Genomic DNA, 14,891 nt, shown 5'->3' with positions numbered 1-14,891 from the left:
ATGGACTGGAACTGGCAGACCACCGGCTGGGCGGCGATCGCCCTGCTGCTGTTCGCCGCGGAGGCCATGGCGCCCGGCGCGTTCATGCTCTGGCTCGGTTTTGCCGCGGCGGCGGTCTTCGCGCTGGTGCTGGCATTGCCGGGCATGACGTTATTGGCCCAGGTCGCGGCCTTCGTCGTGCTCAGCTTCGTCTCGATCCAGGTCTATCGCACCTGGTTCCGCGGTCGCGAGCGGCAGAGCGACCGCCCGACGCTGAACCGGCGCGCCGAGGCCCTGGTCGGACGGGTCGTGCCGCTCGACCGCGCGATCGTGAACGGGCGCGGTCGCGTGCAGATCGCCGATGCCTACTGGGACGTCGCCGGTGCCGACCTGCCGGCCGGCACGATGGTGCGGGTGGAACGCGCCGACGGCATGACCCTGCAGGTCGTCGCCGCCGACTGACCGGCGCGTCGCGACCGCGTTTCCGTGCGCATGCGTGTGGTGGACGGCCCGCGCCGCGGCCGGGCCGGGCTGGCGACAATCTGTGATAATCGCCGATCCCCACGAACCCTCCCCCACACGATGCACAAGACGATCCTCAACGAGACCCATCGCGCGCTCGGCGCCAAGATGGTCGATTTCGGCGGCTGGGACATGCCGATCCACTACGGCTCCCAGATCGACGAGCACCACCAGGTGCGCCAGGACGCCGGCATGTTCGACGTCAGCCACATGACCGTCGTCGACCTGCGCGGCGAGCGCGTGCGCGACTTCCTGCGGCACCTGCTCGCCAATTCGGTCGACAAGCTGAAGAAGCCCGGCAAGGCGCTTTATACGTGCATGCTGAACCCGCGGGGCGGGGTCATCGACGACCTGATCGTCTACTACCTGTCGGAGACCTTCTTCCGCCTCGTCGTCAACGCCGCGACGCGCGAGAAGGACCTGGCCTGGATCCGCGGGCAGGCGGCGGCCTTCGAGGTCGAGGTCGCCGAGCGCGAGGACTACGCGATGGTCGCCGTGCAGGGCCCCAACGCCCGGGCGAAGGTGGTCGGCCTGTTGCGCGACGAGGACCAGCCGGCGATCGGCAAGCTGGCCCGGTTCGCCGCGGGCAGCGCCGAGCTGGCCGACGGCGGCGTCGAGCTCTTCATCGCCCGCACCGGCTACACCGGCGAGGACGGATTCGAAGTGGTCGTGCCGCAGGGCAATGCAGTCGCCCTGTGGAACGCACTGCTCCAGGCCGGCGTGAAGCCGGCCGGGCTCGGCGCGCGCGACACCCTGCGCCTGGAGGCCGGCATGAACCTCTACGGCCAGGACATGGACGACGACGTATCGCCCTACGAGGCGGCCCTGGCCTGGACGGTCGTCCTCGACGAGGGGCGCGACTTCATCGGCCGCGAGGTGCTCGAGCAGCAGAAGGCCGGCGGCGCGCCGCGGCAGATGATCGGCCTGGTGATGGACGACAAGGGCGTCCTGCGGCATGGCCAGAAGGTGCTGACGGGGCATGGCGAGGGCGAGATCCTTTCGGGCACGTTCTCGCCGACGCTCGGCAAGGCGATCGCCTTCGCGCGCGTGCCGGCGGGCGACATCCCGCTGGGTACCGACGGCAACGTGCGCGTCGACATCCGCGGGCGCGAGGTGCCCGTGCGCGTGGTCCGCTTCCCGTTCGTGCGCGAAGGCCAGGTCCAGGAAGGCGTGCTGGCCTGAGCCGCGACCATGGCGAGCATCGACTACTTCTTCAGCACCATCTCGCCGTATGCCTACCTCGGGCATGCGGCGCTGCTGGCGGTCGCGCGCGACACCGGTGCCCGGATCGAGTACCGGCCGGTGCGCATCTTCGAGCTGTTCGACGCCAACGGTGCGGTGCCGCTGAAGAAGCGAGCACCCGCACGCCAGCGCTACCGCGTGGTGGAACTGCAACGCTGGCGCGACATCCGCGGCGTGCCGCTCAACATCCAGGCACGCCATTTCCCGACCGATCCCGGGCTGGCCGACCGCTGCGCGATCGCCCTGGTGTCGGCCGGCCTGGATCCGGCGGCCTACGTCGACGCCGCCTTCCGGGCGCTCTGGGCGGAAGACCGTGACATCGCCGAACGTGAAGTCCTGGCCGGGCTGCTCGAGGCCAGTGGGTTCGACGCCGGCACCATCCTGGAGATGGCGGGCCAGCATGCCGCGCATGCGACCTACGGCAGCAACACCGCCGCCGCCATCGCCGCCGACCTGCCGGGACTGCCCGGCTATGTACTGAACGATGAACCCTTCTGGGGGCAGGATCGCATCGAGGCGTTGCACGACGCCCTGAAGAGCGGCCGGCCGCCTTACGGACGGGACTGAGGCTGCCGGCCCGCCCCGTTCCCTTGCTCCACCCGTGTTGGTTCGTGCCCCGCGCGCGCGCGGGGTCCCCCCTTTAAACTAGGCGTCGTTCCCGCCGCCACCGCCCCCACATTAGAGGCCAGTCATGAGTGATATCCCCGGCGATCTGAAGTTCCTCAAGTCCCACGAATGGGTTCGCGTCGAAGGTGACGGCAAAGTCACCGTCGGCATCTCCGACCACGCACAGGGCCTGCTCGGCGACCTGGTCTACGTCGAGCTCCCCAATCCGGGCGACCAGGTCGAGGCCGGTACCGCCTGTGCGGTCGTCGAGTCGGTGAAGGCCGCCTCGGACGTGTACGCCCCTCTGAGCGGCACCGTGCTCGAGGTGAATACCGCGCTGGCCGACAAGCCCGAGATCATCAACGAAGACGCCTATGGCGAGGGTTGGTTGTACACCCTGCAGGCCGATGCCCCGGAACAGGCCGAGGAGCTCCTGGGCCCGCAGGAGTACGCCGACCTGCTCGAGAGCGACGAGCACTGACGTCGCCGACCGGCACCCGTCGCCGACGGGTGCCGGCCAAGACGACGCGACGACCGGGCCGGGCGCCCGGTTTTTTTTTGGCCTGCGCTCGCCGACGCGGCAAGGGGGAGGAGGCGTGCCCGCCCACGGGTGGCATTCATGGCCGCCGGCCAGGCACTTCGTGTCGTCGCGCGGTCGGGCAGGGAGCAAAGCACCGCCGCGTCGTGCGTGCTTCGAGTCAGCGCGCACGGTTCGCGCGTCGGACATGCCACCGCTGTTGCCCGGCCGGCACGGGAAAAGTCCTCGGGCGACGCAGTGCTGCCGATCGCGTCGCGTCCGCCGCCGGTCGCGACTGTCGTCGTGTCCTCGGTCGGGGAGCACACGCGGCCATCACCCGACAGCGTGGAGAACGCGTTCTTTTTTTGCGCAAATGATCTTGTGCGACGCGAAAAGCAGCACCCTCCTGCAATTTTTTTTCGTGTCCCACGACCGCCCGTCCGGGTTGGGGAAGGCGGGCGCAAGACGGCCTTGCGATACGCCCGGAAGTGCTGGACAAAAAATAGCCACTTGCGGGAAATGCCTTGTTTTCAAGTGTTTTCTTGCATCGGTGGTCGTGTAGGAGGACGCGCGCGGTTCGCCAGGGATGGCGCAGGCGGCGGGCCGGTCGCCGGCATGTGCGCCCCAGCACCGCTTCCGGCGGGCTTTCCCGGCGCCTGGGGTTGTTGACACTTGCAAAAACCGTGATTACGTTTCGCCAAGCAGAAGACATCTGCATATACGAGTGAGCAAAGCGATCGCGACAACGAGCTGCACGCAACCGGACTCCACCATGGCTTTCGAAAAGGTGGGTATCGGGCCTCTGTCCCTTGAAGGATTTCGAAACTTCAACATCGCCACTTCCCGACCAACTCGTACGAGTGACCAAACTCCCCCCGACAATTCCCTCCGGACCTTCCTTCCCGCTTCGTGCGTGGATGGGGCTCCGGCATGCACCCGACCCGGTACGCGCTGTCGCGTGCCGGCGGTTTCCCGTCGGCATGTTGCCGGCGGGGCTGGTTTGTACTGGGCAACACCCCGATCCGTCCCGGGTCGGTCAATGCTGGACCACTGACGAGGAGCCATCCCATGGCCACTAAGAAAGCTGCGAAGAAGAAACCCGCCGCCAAGAAGGCGGCGAAGAAGGTCGCCAAGAAGCCGGCGGCCAAGAAGGCCGCCAAGAAGGTCGCACGCAAGTCCGCGGCCAAGAAGGCGGTCCGCAAGGCTGCTGCGAAGAAGACGGTGAAGAAGGCCGCCAAGAAGGCCGCCGCCAAGAAGACGGTGAAGAAGGCCGCCAAGAAGGCCGCCGCCAAGAAGACGGTGAAGAAGGCCGCCAAGAAGGCCGCCGCCAAGAAGACGGTGAAGAAGGCCGCCAAGAAGGCCGCTGCCAAGAAGACGGTGAAGAAGGCCGCCAAGAAGGCCGCCGCCAAGAAGACGGTGAAGAAGGCCGCCAAGAAGGCCGCCGCCAAGAAGACGGTGAAGAAGGCTGCCAAGAAGTCTGCGGCCAAGAAGCCGGCGAAGAAGGCCGCCAAGAAGACCGTCCGCAAGACGGCCAAGCGCGCCTCGAAGAAGAAGGCCGCACCGGCCGCCCTGCCGAACATCCCGGCACCGATGATCTGATACGTCCCGATACCGTTTCCACGGTCATCAGACTCTTCCCCGCGGCCCAGGCGGGGGAGAGTTTTTTTATGGAGGCTTCATCCGGGTCGGGCGAGCGCACTGCGAGGCGCGTAAGGCCATGGCGCCTGTAGGTGCCAGCTGGCGATCGACCTGTCCGTTGTCCGGCCGCCACGGCCTGCGGTGCTCGGCGGCCTCAAAGTCGCGAAGGTCAAGATCAAGATCAAGATCAACGGCAACGGGCCGCGTAGGACCGTCGGGCGCGATAAGCGCAGCGCATTGCGCCACGCTCTTTGCCGGGCAGCTACCCCGGGCGATGGTCGATGGCACGGTTGAAAGCAAAAGCTGGATTCCAGCGTTCGCTGGAATGACGGTTCGTGTGGGTGTGGGTGTGGGTGTGGGAGGGGCTTGGCTGCAGAGTCCTCGTAGGGTGGGTAGAGCCGAAGGCGAAACCCACCATGGCTTCCGGCGACCGCGCACGATGGGTTTTGCTTCGCGCTACCCATCCTACGAAGCTACGAACGCGTGATCGTCAGCCGCGTAGTCCGGGTAGGCGAAGCGCACCGGGGGGCGGTGTGAGGGGGATCGGACCGTGCGACAAGCCACGCGCATTGCGCCAGGCCCTGTGCCGCTCAAGTAGCCCAGGGAGAAAGCGAAAGCGGGACGCCGGCATTCGTCGAACGCACGACGCGCTGCGCCGGGGCAAGGCGTGCCGGCGGCGCATCGCGGGAGGAGGGACGAGGGCGCCTCCAGGCAGCTGGAGGCTGGCCAATCCATCGGCGCAGCCGGTTCCTTCCGGATGCGACGGACGCTGGTCATCCCGCCCTGCCCGGAAATCCACGAAGCACCCCATGGATCGGGCCGGTCGCGGCGTCAGTGGCGCGCGACGAGTCGAAGGTCCCGCGTGTCGACGTACTGCGGTGCGCCGCCTTCGCCGGTGAGCGCGTCGTCGTAGTCGATGTCGAGCCACTTGCGCTCGGGCAGGCCGAGCGCGCTGTCGAGGATCATGGGCAGCAGGCCCGACGGCAGGCTCGTGTTCGAGTTCCACAGCACGGCCACGCCGAAATCGCGGCCCGGCAGCAGCGCGACCATGCCGCGATACCCCTGCACGACACCGCCGTGGTAGATCATCCGCTGGCCGGCGTAGTCGTGGACGCGCCAGCCCAGCGCGTATCCGGCGTAGGTGATGCGTTCCCGGCGCCAGGACGTGCTCATCTGCCCGGGGGTGTCGACGAGCGGCGCATGCAGCGTCGCCAGCAGGGGTGCCGAGAGCACGTCCGGGCGATGGCCGGTCTGTGCGATCAGCCACTGCGCCATGTCGCTCGCGCTGGCGTTGACGCCGGCCGCGGGCGGCAACTGGTAGTAGGTCGGCTTGGGCGAGACCGAGGCCCAGCCGCCGCGGGTGGCGATGTGCGGACGCGCCCAGCTCGGGCTGCTCTCGATGCCTTCCAGGCCGAGGCTGGCGTCGTTCATGCCGAGGGGCTTGAAGATGCGCCGACGCACTTCTTGGCTGTAGAAGTCCCCGGTCGCGGCGAACACGACGTCGCCGATCAGGCTGAAGGCGACGTTCTGGTAGGCATAGCAGGTACCCGGCTGGCAACGCAGCGGCGTATTGGCCAGGCGGCCGGTCAGGGTGCGGTAGTCGACGTAGCGCTCGAGGTCGCGGTCGTAGGCATTGTGCGGCAGGCCCAGGCGGTGGCTGAGCAGGTCGGCGACGGTGACCTGCTGGGTGGCGTAGGGGTCCTTGAGCTTGAAGTTGGGCAGGTACTGGGTGACCTTGCTGTCCCAGCGCAGGGTGCCCTCGTTGATCAGCAGCCCGGCCATGCTCGATGCGAAGGCCTTGGACAGCGAGGCCAGGCGGAACACCGTGTGCGAATCCACCGGCGTGGGCGCCTGCATGTCGGTGACGCCGTAGCCGCGCGCGCTGAGCACCTTGCCCTCGTGCACGATGGCCACGGCCATGCCGGGCACGCGACGGTCCGCGACCAGCGCCTGCGCCATGGCCTCGAAGCGCTTCACGTCGAAGCCGGGCGGCAGCGGCGTGTCGCTGACGGTGGAGATGGTGTCGGTGGCCGGCGCCTGCGTGCCGGTGGAAGGCGTCTGCGCGGTGGTGCCGAGGGCGAGCGGGAGCAGGGCGGACAGGACCGCCAGGCGTAGGAAGGTGCGTGGCCGTGCGGTCATGGTGGCTTTCATCGTTCGCAGCGCCTGCGTATGCTGGGAGTGCATTCGATTCTAGCGCCGACCCCACCCGGGGTTTCAAGCCACGAGGAGTGAAGGTCATGATGGGTTTATTGATTCTGCTTGTCGTGTTGGCAGTCCTGGGGTTCTGGGCGGTCGGCATGTACAACGGCCTGGTCGGCGCTCGCAACGCGTTCAAGAACGCCTTCGCCCAGATCGACGTCCAGCTCCAGCGCCGTTTCGACCTCATCCCCAACCTGGTGGAGACCGCGAAGGCCTACCTGGCGCACGAGAAGGGCACCCTGGAAGCGGTCACCGCCGCGCGCAACGCGGCACAGGCGGGGCTGGCGGCGGCCAAGGCGTCGCCCGGCGACCCGGCCGCGATGGCCGAGCTCTCGCGCAGCCAGGGTGCGCTCGATGGCGCCTTGGGCCGCCTGCTGGTCACCTTCGAGGCCTACCCGGAACTCAAGGCCAGCCAGAACATGATGCAGCTGACCGAAGAGCTCACCAGCACCGAGAACAAAGTGGCGTTCGCCCGACAGGCCTACAACGACAGCGTGATGGCCTACAACAACAAGCGCGAGATGTTCCCGTCTTCGGTCGTGGCGGGCATGTTCAACTTCGCGCCGGCGGCCCTGCTCGACATCCCCGCCGACAAACCCGAGGTGCGCGAGGCGCCGAAGGTCCAGTTCTGAATCGCCAGCCCGGGGCCCGCCCCCGGGACTTCCTCCAGCGTCCGGCGCCGCCGGGTCGCGTCTCCAGCCCATTCGACCCCCGGCCGATCCACGCATGAACTTCTTCGAACACCAGGCGGCGGCGCGCAAGAGTTCGACGCGGCTGGTCGTGCTGTTCGGGCTCGCGGTGCTGGGCATCGTGCTGGCGGTCGACGTGGCGGTCGGCGTCGTCGCCGGGTTCACGCCCGGCCTGATGGCGATGGCGTCGCTCGGCACGCTCGCGGTGATCGGCCTGGGGTCGCTGTTCCGGATCGCCAGCCTGGGCGCCGGTGGGGAGCCGGTGGCATTGCAGCTGGGCGGGGTCCCCGTGCCGGAAGACACCCGCGACCTGAACCTGCGACGCCTGCGCAACGTGGTCGAGGAAATCGCGATCGCGTCCGGCGTGCCGGTACCCAAGGTCTACGTGCTCGAGCACGAAGCGGCGATCAACGCCTTCGCCGCCGGCTACTCGCCGTCCGACGCCGTGGTCGCGGTGACGCGCGGTGCCCTGGACCGGCTCAACCGGGACGAGCTGCAGGGCGTGATCGCCCACGAGTTCAGCCACATCCTCAACGGCGACATGCGCCTGAACATCCGTCTCATGGGCGTGCTGTTCGGGATCATGATGATCGCCATCATCGGTCGCAAGGTCATGGTCCACGGCCACTACGCCAGCCGCAGGGAGGGCGTGGCGGTGGTGCTGGTGGCGGCCCTGGCGGCGATGGCGATCGGTTCCATCGGCCTGTTCTTCGGCCGCATGATCAAGGCCGGCGTCAGTCGCAGCCGCGAACGCCTGGCGGATGCCTCGGCCGTCCAGTTCACGCGGCAGACGGCGGGCCTGGCCGGCGCGCTGAAGAAGATCGGTGGGCTGGAGGACGGCTCGCGGCTGGCCGCGCGCGGCGATGCCGAAGAGGTCAGCCACATGCTGTTCGGCGACGGCGTCGGGTTCAGCGGCCTGTTCGCCACCCATCCGCCCCTGGTCGAGCGGATCCAGGCGCTGGAACCGGGCTTCGACGACGCGCAGCTCAAGGCTCTTTCGCGTCGCTGGATGCAGGCCGCTCCCAACGGGCTCGAAGAGGACGTGCAGATGGGCCTTGCGCCAGGCGCGCCGCCCCCGCCCTTGCCGCCCGCGGGCGAGCAGGCGCTGTCGCCGCGGTCCGTCTCCGCGCAGGTGGCCCATCCGGGCGCGGACGACTACCTGCGTGCCGACGCCCTGGTCGCGGCGATGCCGCCGTCCCTGCGCGCGCTCGCCGCCGAGCGCGAAGGCGTGGTCCCGCTCCTGCTCGGCCTGCTGATGGACTCGCGCGATGCCATCGCCGGCAAGCAGGTGGCCGAGGTATCGGCGCGATTGGGTCGTGTCGTCGCCGAGCGCGCCCGCCACATCCACGACAGCGAGTTGCACGACCTGAACCCGATGCTCCGGCTGCCGCTGGCGGCGATGGCGTTCCCGGTGCTGCGCCTGCGCCCGCGGCCGGAGCTGGACGGCTTCCTCGATGCCTCCAACGCGATGGTCTACGCCGATGGCCGGGTGAGCCTGTTCGAGTACTGCCTGGCGCGCCTGCTGACGGTGCACGTGCGCGAGTCGCTCGACCCCGCGCGCTATGCCCGCATGGGCCGCAAGCGCGTGCCGGGCGTCAAGCGCGAGTTCGCGACCCTGCTCGCGGTCGTGGCCCAGGCCGGCAGCACGGACGAGGCCGGTGCCCGGCGCGCCTACCTCGCCGGCCTCCAGCGGATCCTGCCGCGCGACCACATGCCCTACGCGCCGCCGGCCGAGGGCGTGGTCGCGCTGGACGAAGTGTGGGAGCCGCTGGACGCGCTTGATCCGCTGGCCAAGCAGGTACTGGTGGAGTCCATCACCGAGGCGATCGGCCACGACGGCCGCGTCAGCGTCGCCGAAGCCGAACTCCTGCGCACCATCTGCGGCGTCCTGCATTGTCCCTTGCCACCGATGCTCGGCGGGGCCTGAGCCGGCGGGCGCGCGGAGCGACGAACGCTAGCGCGCGGGGTCGGGCGCCAGGATCATTTCCGCGGCACGCTCGGCGATCATGAGCGTCGGCGCGTTGGTGTTTCCGCCCACCAGGCGTGGCATGACCGAGGCATCGACCACGCGCAGCCCCGTCACGCCCCGCACCCTGAGACGGTTGTCCACCACGGCCTCGTCGTCCTCGCCCATCCGGCAGCTCCCGACCGGGTGGTAGATGCTTTCGGCCCGGGCGCGGACGAACGCGGCCAGGCCCGCGTCGTCGAGATCGTCGCGGCCGGGATGGACCGGTTCGCCGCGATAGGGGTCGAAGGCCGGCTGGGCCATCAGCTCGCGCGAGAGGCGTGCGCACTCGACCATCATGTCCATGTCGAAGCCCGCTTCGTCGCTCAGGTAGCCCGCCTCGATGCGGGGCTTGTCGCCGGCGCGCGCGCTCGCCAGGCGGATCCGGCCCCGGCTGCGCGGGCGCAGGAAGCAGGCGTGCACGGTGAAGCCGTCGCCGGGCAGCCGATTGCGGCCATGGTCGTCGAGCAGGGCGGGCACGAAGTGGAACTGGATGTCGGCGCGCGCGTCGCGGGCCAGGCGGGAGCGCAGGAAGCCGCCCGCCTCGGCGATATTGCTGGTGCCTGCGCCGCGATGCCCGCGCAGGTAATAGTCGAAGGCGATGCGCAGTTCGCTGGCGCGGTCGTAGCTGACAGGCAGGCGCGAGCGGCGCAGGGTGCAGATGTCGAGGTGGTCCTGCAGGTTGCGGCCGACGCCGGGCGCCTCGAACACCCGCTCGATGCCCAGGCGCCGAAGTTCGTCGGCCGGCCCGACCCCTGAAAGCATCAGCACCTGCGGTGAGTTCACCGCACCGCCGCAGAGCAGCACTTCACGGGTCGCCGGCTGGTGGTACGCGCGCCCGCGGGCGCTGTAGGCCACGCCCGAGGCGCGCGGCTCCGCGCCCCGGTCGAAGGTGATGCGCGAGACGTGCGCGCCGGTGACGACCTCCAGGTTGCGCCTGCCGCGCACCGGATGGAGGTAGGCCACCGCGCTGGAACAGCGGGCACCGTCCTTCTGGGTCACCTGGTAGAGGCCGAAACCCACCTGCCCAGGCCCGTTGAAATCGTCGTTGCGGGCGTGGCCCATCTGCACGCCCGCCTCGATGAAGGCATGCGACAGCGGGTTGCTGTGGCGCAGGTCGGCCACGTGCAACGGCCCCGCGCCACCGTGCAGCGGGCCGGCGCCGCGCGTGTTGCACTCGGCCCGGAGGAACGCAGGGAGGACGTCGCTCCAGCCCCAGCCCGTTGCGCCGAGGGCCGCCCACTCGTCGTAGTCGCGGGGATCGCCGCGGGTGTAGCACATCGCATTGATCGAGCTGCTGCCGCCCAGGACCTTGCCGCGCGGCCACCACAACGTGCGATCGTCCAGCATCGCCTGCGGCGTGGTGTCGTAGTCCCAGTTGAGTTGCGCCTGGTCCACCAGGCGGGCGAGTCCGGCGGGCATGTGGATGAAGGGGTGGCGGTCGCGTGGGCCGGCCTCCAGCAACAGCACGTTCACCTCGGGATCGGCGGAGAGCCGGTTCGCGAGCACGCAGCCCGCGGAGCCGGCGCCGATGATGATGTAGTCGTGGCGTCTGGTGGGCATCGGTCCAGCCAGGGTCGGGGTCGTTCGCATTAGAGCAGATCGCGCGTGCGCGGGCCGCGTGGGACGAGGCCGGGTTGGGTACCATGTGCGGCGTGCCCGCCGCGCATCGGGCGCCGCGCGGCCGCGATGCCCCTCGGCATCGCCGTGGCGCGTCGTGCACGCATTGCGACCTCGAGCGTCGGGAGAGCCGGGTGGGTTCGGACAAGCACATGGGCGGCGGACGATGAAGGCCTGGCCGGCGGGGGGGCGACGCCTGCGGGCGGTGCTGGCGGGCTCGCCACCGCTGTGGTGGTCGCTGCTGTATTTCTTCTGCCTGCTGTGCGGCTACTACGTGCTGCGTCCGGTGCGCGACGCGATGGGCGCCTCCGGCGATGTCTTCGCGGTGTTCCCGCCCGGCCTGCTGGCCTGGGCAGCCGGCCATGGGGTCGCGCTGGGCGACTTCACCCTGCAGATCCTGTTCACCGCCACGTTCGTCGTCATGGTGCTGCTGCAGCCGCTGTATGGCGCGCTGGTCGCGCACTTCCCGCGCCGGGTCTTCCTGCCCGTCGTCTACCTGGCCTTCATCGCCTGCCTGTTCGGCTTCCATGCCCTGTTCGCCCAGGGCGTGCCCGGTCGCGGCGGCCTGTTCTTCGTCTGGGTGGCCGTGTTCAACATGTTCGCGGTCACGGTGTTCTGGAGCTACATGGCGGACGTCTTCGACAACGAGGACGCCAAGCGCTTCTACGGCTACATCGGCGCCGGAGGCACCCTGGGCGCGCTGGCAGGCCCCGCCCTGACCAGCCTGCTGGTGGGCGTGATCGGCGTGGCCCACCTGCTGCTGGTGTCGGCGGCGTTCCTGGGCGTGTGCCTGCTGTGCATCGTCAAGCTCAGGCCCTGGGCGATACGCCGCGAGCGCCTGCACCGCGACGCCAGCGGCGAGCAGGCGATGGGCGGTTCGATCGTCGCCGGCCTGAAGCTGGTGGTGTCGAGCCCCATCCTGCGGGCGCTCGCGCTGCTGATGTTCTTCGGCGTGGGCGTGGGCACGCTGCTCTACAACGAGCAGGCGGCCATCGTGAAGGCCTTCTACCCCGATGCGCGCGAAGCGACGCGCTACTACTCGCTGATCGATGCGGCGGTGAACACCACGACCCTGCTCATCCAGCTCGTGCTCACGCGCTGGTTGCTGCGCCGGCACGGGGTGGCACCGGCATTGCTGTTGCCGGCGTTCGCGATCGTCTGCGGGTACGCCCTGCTCGCGATGTCGCCCCTGCCGGTACTGGTCGCGATCGTCCAGGTGGCCACGCGCGCCGGCGAGTTCTCCCTGGGCAAGCCGGGGCGCGAGACGATCTATACGCGGGTCGACCGCGAGTCGCGCTACAAGGGCAAGGCGGTCATCGACACCGTGGTCTACCGCGCCGGCGACCTCAGTTTCGTCTGGTTGCACAAATGGCTGGCGCTGTTCGGCTCGCGGGCGGTGTTCGCCGTCGGCATCGGCGTGGCCGCGTGTCTCGCGATGTCCGCTTGGCGGGTCGTGCGCACCCAGCGCGAACTTCCCGGCGGGGACGCCTCCAACACCGGGCAGGCATGACCTCCGGCGCATGGCGGCGCGCCACGAAAGTCGCACAGTGCGAGCCATTCCCCGACGCTGGAGCCCGTGATGCAGACTGGACGACGTGAACTGTTGCTGGGCGCGCTGGCAGGCGCGGTCGCGATGGCGCTGCCGGCGTGCGCGACGGGAGGTTCGCAGGCCGCCGCGCCGCGACCGCAGGACCGGCCGCTGCGCATCCTGGTCATGGGCGGCACCGGTTTCCTGGGTCCGCATTTCGTCGAGGCCGCGCTCGCACGGGGGCACCGGCTGACGCTGTTCAACCGTGGCAAGACCCACCCCGAGCGCTTCAGCGATCCACGCTACGCCGCCATCGAACAATTGCAGGGCGACCGCAAGACCAACCTCTCGGCGCTCGAGGGCGAGCAGCGTTGGGACGCGGTCCTGGATACCTCGGCTTACATCCCGGCCGACGTGACGCGTTCGGCGCGCCTGCTCGCCCCACGCATCGGCCAGTACCTGCTCGTCTCCACGATCTCGGTCTACGCCCGCAACGACATCGTCGACATGGACGAGGACGCCGAGCTCATCCGCTTGCCCGACCCGACGGTCACCGAGGTGACCGGCGAGACCTACGGCGGCCTGAAAGCGCTGTGCGAAGCCGCGGTGCGCGCGGAACTGCCCGGCGGCACGACCGTCGTCAGGCCGGGCCTGATCGTCGGCCCCGGCGACACCACGGACCGCTTCACCTACTGGCCCGCGCGGGCCGACCGCGGCGGCGAGATCCTCGGCCCCGGCTCGCCCGCCGCGCCGACACAGTTCATCGATGCCCGCGACCTGGCCGCCTTCCTGCTGCACCTGCTCGAGACGCGGACGCTCGGCACGTTCAACGCCGATGCGCCCGCCGGTGCCCTGACCATGGGCGCGGTGCTCGATGCCAGTCGCGAGGTGGCGCGCTCGATGAGCGTCCATCACTGCATCACTGCACCATGCCCGCAACCCCCTGGAGCGCAGTCCAGCGTGACATGGGTGCCCGCCGACTTCCTCGAAGCGCAAGGCGTGAGCGCCTGGCAGGACATGCCGGCCTGGATCCCGGCGCGGGGCGAGTACGCCGGCTTCGGTCGGACCCGCACCACCCGCGCCCAGGCGGCGGGCCTGCGCTACCGGTCCCTGGAGGAGACGGTGCGCGACACCCTCGAATGGTGGCGTGGACAACCGGAGTCGCGGCGGGCCAAGCCCAAGGCTGGGCTGGCGCCGGAGCGCGAAGCCGACGTGCTGCGCGCCTGGCACGCGGCCCAGCGGAGCGGATGAGGCGGCGCGGGCGCGCGCTGCGCCTGCTGGGGGCGGTCGGGGTCGGGTTCCTCGCCGCGCCCGTGTCGGCGGACGCCGGCGTCGACGTCGATGACAGCGTCGAGCATTACGTCGTCACGGGCGACGATGCCCGTCAATGGCAGGCCGCCATGCAGGCGCACGGGCCGCGTGATCCGGTGAGCGGCCTCACCTACAGCGGCTTCACCCGCTGGCATGTCACCTGGAGTTGGGACACGTATCCCCTGGCGGACGGCGACTGCCAGCTGGGCGGGCACCGGGTGCACGTCGAGGTGGTGGTGCGATTGCCCGAGTGGTCGGGCCGCACCGCCGCGAGCGGCCCGCTGCGGCGGGAGTGGGACGCCCTGTACGCCCGCTTGCGCGCGCACGAGGCCCTCCATCGCGACAATGCGCTGGCCGCGGCCCGGGCCCTGGACGCCATGCTGGCGGGGATGGACGCGCCGATCCCGTGCGCGGGAGCGCGCAAGCGCATCGACCGCGAAGCGCGGGACCTGCTGGCGCGCTTCCGCGAGGAGGACCGTCGCCTGGACCGCGAGACGCGGCACGGCCGGGTCGAACCCTAGCGCGGATCGCGCGACGCCCCGGGCGCGCGGACGGGACGCGGCGATACCCACATGGCGATGATGGCGACGAAGACCAGGGTGCCGGCGTCGTCGCGCACCTCGACCCGCACCGGGAGTTCGTAGCCGCTTTCGCGCGAGGCGATCGCGGCGTCGGGCGTTGCCGTCGCGTGCATCGTCCCCTGCGCGCGGGCGCGGTACTCGACCTGCATGCCCTTGGGGATCCAGCGCATGTCGCGCGGCAGGCTGGCATCGAGCATGACGCCCCCGGCCAGTTCCGCCAGGTTGCACAGCGCGATCGCATGCACGCTGCCGATATGGTTGTGCACCGCGCGGCGGTCGCGCATGCGGACCTCGCACCGGCCCGCCTCCAGCGCGACGAAGCGCGGGGCGATGGTCGAAAAGTAAGGGGCCTTGAAGCAGACCGCGCGGGAGAACAACCAGGGGCCCGCGGGCCAGCGCGACAGGCCTTGCCAGGTGGACAGCAGGGGAGTGCTCATGGACGCTCCGTCGACGG

13 protein-coding genes are annotated in these 14,891 nt (G+C 69.9%); 10 read left to right on the top strand and 3 right to left on the bottom strand.

Annotation, left to right across the window (positions count from 1 at the left end; genetic code table 11):
* The 5 genes from H4F98_RS05880 to H4F98_RS05860 all read left to right on the top strand — a co-directional run bounded on the left by H4F98_RS05880 (nucleotide 1) and on the right by H4F98_RS05860 (nucleotide 4,465).
* On the top strand, nucleotides 1-441 hold the full coding sequence (locus H4F98_RS05880; protein ID WP_182685825.1) for an NfeD family protein: 441 nt from the start codon (nucleotides 1-3) through the stop codon (nucleotides 439-441).
* A gap of 120 nt (nucleotides 442-561) precedes the next feature.
* The gene (gcvT, locus tag H4F98_RS05875; protein WP_182685823.1) at nucleotides 562-1,683 is read left to right on the top strand and encodes a glycine cleavage system aminomethyltransferase GcvT; all 1,122 of its coding nucleotides are present in this window, start codon (nucleotides 562-564) and stop codon (nucleotides 1,681-1,683) included.
* Between the two features lie 9 nt (nucleotides 1,684-1,692).
* Nucleotides 1,693-2,310 carry a 2-hydroxychromene-2-carboxylate isomerase gene (locus H4F98_RS05870; RefSeq protein WP_182685821.1) on the top strand — a complete coding sequence of 206 codons (618 nt, stop codon included), beginning with the start codon at nucleotides 1,693-1,695 and terminating at the stop codon, nucleotides 2,308-2,310.
* Between the two features lie 124 nt (nucleotides 2,311-2,434).
* Complete coding sequence (gene gcvH, locus H4F98_RS05865; RefSeq protein ID WP_182685819.1) at nucleotides 2,435-2,830, top strand: glycine cleavage system protein GcvH; 396 nt, start codon at nucleotides 2,435-2,437, stop codon at nucleotides 2,828-2,830.
* Nucleotides 2,831-3,934: 1,104 nt separating this feature from the next.
* Nucleotides 3,935-4,465 carry a hypothetical protein gene (locus H4F98_RS05860; RefSeq protein WP_182685817.1) on the top strand — a complete coding sequence of 177 codons (531 nt, stop codon included), beginning with the start codon at nucleotides 3,935-3,937 and terminating at the stop codon, nucleotides 4,463-4,465.
* An 870-nt stretch (nucleotides 4,466-5,335) separates the two neighbouring features.
* Here H4F98_RS05860 and H4F98_RS05855 read toward each other — a convergent pair.
* Nucleotides 5,336-6,655: a serine hydrolase domain-containing protein gene (locus H4F98_RS05855; protein WP_425487577.1), complete on the bottom strand. Its 1,320-nt coding sequence runs from the start codon at nucleotides 6,653-6,655 to the stop codon at nucleotides 5,336-5,338.
* An 89-nt stretch (nucleotides 6,656-6,744) separates the two neighbouring features.
* Between H4F98_RS05855 and H4F98_RS05850 the strand changes: the two genes are divergently transcribed.
* Both H4F98_RS05850 and H4F98_RS05845 read left to right on the top strand, forming a co-directional pair.
* Nucleotides 6,745-7,335 carry a LemA family protein gene (locus tag H4F98_RS05850; RefSeq protein ID WP_182685813.1) on the top strand — a complete coding sequence of 197 codons (591 nt, stop codon included), beginning with the start codon at nucleotides 6,745-6,747 and terminating at the stop codon, nucleotides 7,333-7,335.
* A gap of 94 nt (nucleotides 7,336-7,429) precedes the next feature.
* Nucleotides 7,430-9,319: a M48 family metallopeptidase gene (locus H4F98_RS05845; RefSeq protein WP_182685811.1), complete on the top strand. Its 1,890-nt coding sequence runs from the start codon at nucleotides 7,430-7,432 to the stop codon at nucleotides 9,317-9,319.
* 27 nt (nucleotides 9,320-9,346) lie between these two features.
* Here the strand turns inward: H4F98_RS05845 and H4F98_RS05840 are convergent, their stop codons facing one another.
* Nucleotides 9,347-10,960 (bottom strand): GMC family oxidoreductase, encoded by a 1,614-nt coding sequence (locus H4F98_RS05840; protein WP_182685809.1) that lies wholly within the window; start codon nucleotides 10,958-10,960, stop codon nucleotides 9,347-9,349.
* 223 nt (nucleotides 10,961-11,183) lie between these two features.
* Between H4F98_RS05840 and H4F98_RS05835 the strand changes: the two genes are divergently transcribed.
* The 3 genes from H4F98_RS05835 (at nucleotide 11,184) to H4F98_RS05825 (ending at nucleotide 14,377) form a co-directional block, all read left to right on the top strand.
* Entirely contained in the window at nucleotides 11,184-12,527 is a 1,344-nt protein-coding gene (locus H4F98_RS05835; RefSeq protein WP_182685807.1) for an NTP/NDP exchange transporter, read from the top strand.
* 69 nt (nucleotides 12,528-12,596) lie between these two features.
* The gene (locus H4F98_RS05830; RefSeq protein ID WP_182685805.1) at nucleotides 12,597-13,796 is read left to right on the top strand and encodes an NAD-dependent epimerase/dehydratase family protein; all 1,200 of its coding nucleotides are present in this window, start codon (nucleotides 12,597-12,599) and stop codon (nucleotides 13,794-13,796) included.
* Nucleotides 13,793-14,377, top strand: a complete 585-nt coding sequence (locus H4F98_RS05825) for a DUF922 domain-containing protein (RefSeq protein WP_182685802.1) — start codon at nucleotides 13,793-13,795, stop codon at nucleotides 14,375-14,377. The genes H4F98_RS05830 and H4F98_RS05825 overlap by 4 nt, the downstream gene beginning before the upstream one ends.
* On the opposite strand, the gene H4F98_RS05820 is transcribed toward H4F98_RS05825, so the two are convergent.
* Nucleotides 14,374-14,874, bottom strand: a complete 501-nt coding sequence (locus H4F98_RS05820) for a hotdog fold domain-containing protein (RefSeq protein WP_182685800.1) — start codon at nucleotides 14,872-14,874, stop codon at nucleotides 14,374-14,376. The genes H4F98_RS05825 and H4F98_RS05820 overlap by 4 nt on opposite strands.
* Nucleotides 14,875-14,891 lie beyond the last annotated feature (17 nt).

The organism is Marilutibacter spongiae (assembly GCF_014145325.1).
GTDB classification, from domain to species: Bacteria; Pseudomonadota; Gammaproteobacteria; order Xanthomonadales; family Xanthomonadaceae; genus Marilutibacter; species Marilutibacter spongiae.
Note: the sequence above shows the minus strand (reverse complement) of the source record. Positions and strands in the feature narration are given on the sequence as shown.

Excerpts from the sequence above, each read along its gene's own strand:
- H4F98_RS05880 (WP_182685825.1), top strand. The coding sequence starts at position 1 with ATGGACTGGAACTGGCAGACCACCGGCTGGGCGGCGATCGCCCTGCTG.
- gcvT (WP_182685823.1), top strand. The coding sequence starts at position 562 with ATGCACAAGACGATCCTCAACGAGACCCATCGCGCGCTCGGCGCCAAG.
- H4F98_RS05870 (WP_182685821.1), top strand. The coding sequence starts at position 1,693 with ATGGCGAGCATCGACTACTTCTTCAGCACCATCTCGCCGTATGCCTAC.
- gcvH (WP_182685819.1), top strand. The coding sequence starts at position 2,435 with ATGAGTGATATCCCCGGCGATCTGAAGTTCCTCAAGTCCCACGAATGG.
- H4F98_RS05860 (WP_182685817.1), top strand. The coding sequence starts at position 3,935 with ATGGCCACTAAGAAAGCTGCGAAGAAGAAACCCGCCGCCAAGAAGGCG.
- H4F98_RS05855 (WP_425487577.1), bottom strand. The coding sequence starts at position 6,655 with ATGAAAGCCACCATGACCGCACGGCCACGCACCTTCCTACGCCTGGCG.
- H4F98_RS05850 (WP_182685813.1), top strand. The coding sequence starts at position 6,745 with ATGGGTTTATTGATTCTGCTTGTCGTGTTGGCAGTCCTGGGGTTCTGG.
- H4F98_RS05845 (WP_182685811.1), top strand. The coding sequence starts at position 7,430 with ATGAACTTCTTCGAACACCAGGCGGCGGCGCGCAAGAGTTCGACGCGG.
- H4F98_RS05840 (WP_182685809.1), bottom strand. The coding sequence starts at position 10,960 with ATGCCCACCAGACGCCACGACTACATCATCATCGGCGCCGGCTCCGCG.
- H4F98_RS05835 (WP_182685807.1), top strand. The coding sequence starts at position 11,184 with ATGAAGGCCTGGCCGGCGGGGGGGCGACGCCTGCGGGCGGTGCTGGCG.
- H4F98_RS05830 (WP_182685805.1), top strand. The coding sequence starts at position 12,597 with ATGCAGACTGGACGACGTGAACTGTTGCTGGGCGCGCTGGCAGGCGCG.
- H4F98_RS05825 (WP_182685802.1), top strand. The coding sequence starts at position 13,793 with ATGAGGCGGCGCGGGCGCGCGCTGCGCCTGCTGGGGGCGGTCGGGGTC.
- H4F98_RS05820 (WP_182685800.1), bottom strand. The coding sequence starts at position 14,874 with ATGAGCACTCCCCTGCTGTCCACCTGGCAAGGCCTGTCGCGCTGGCCC.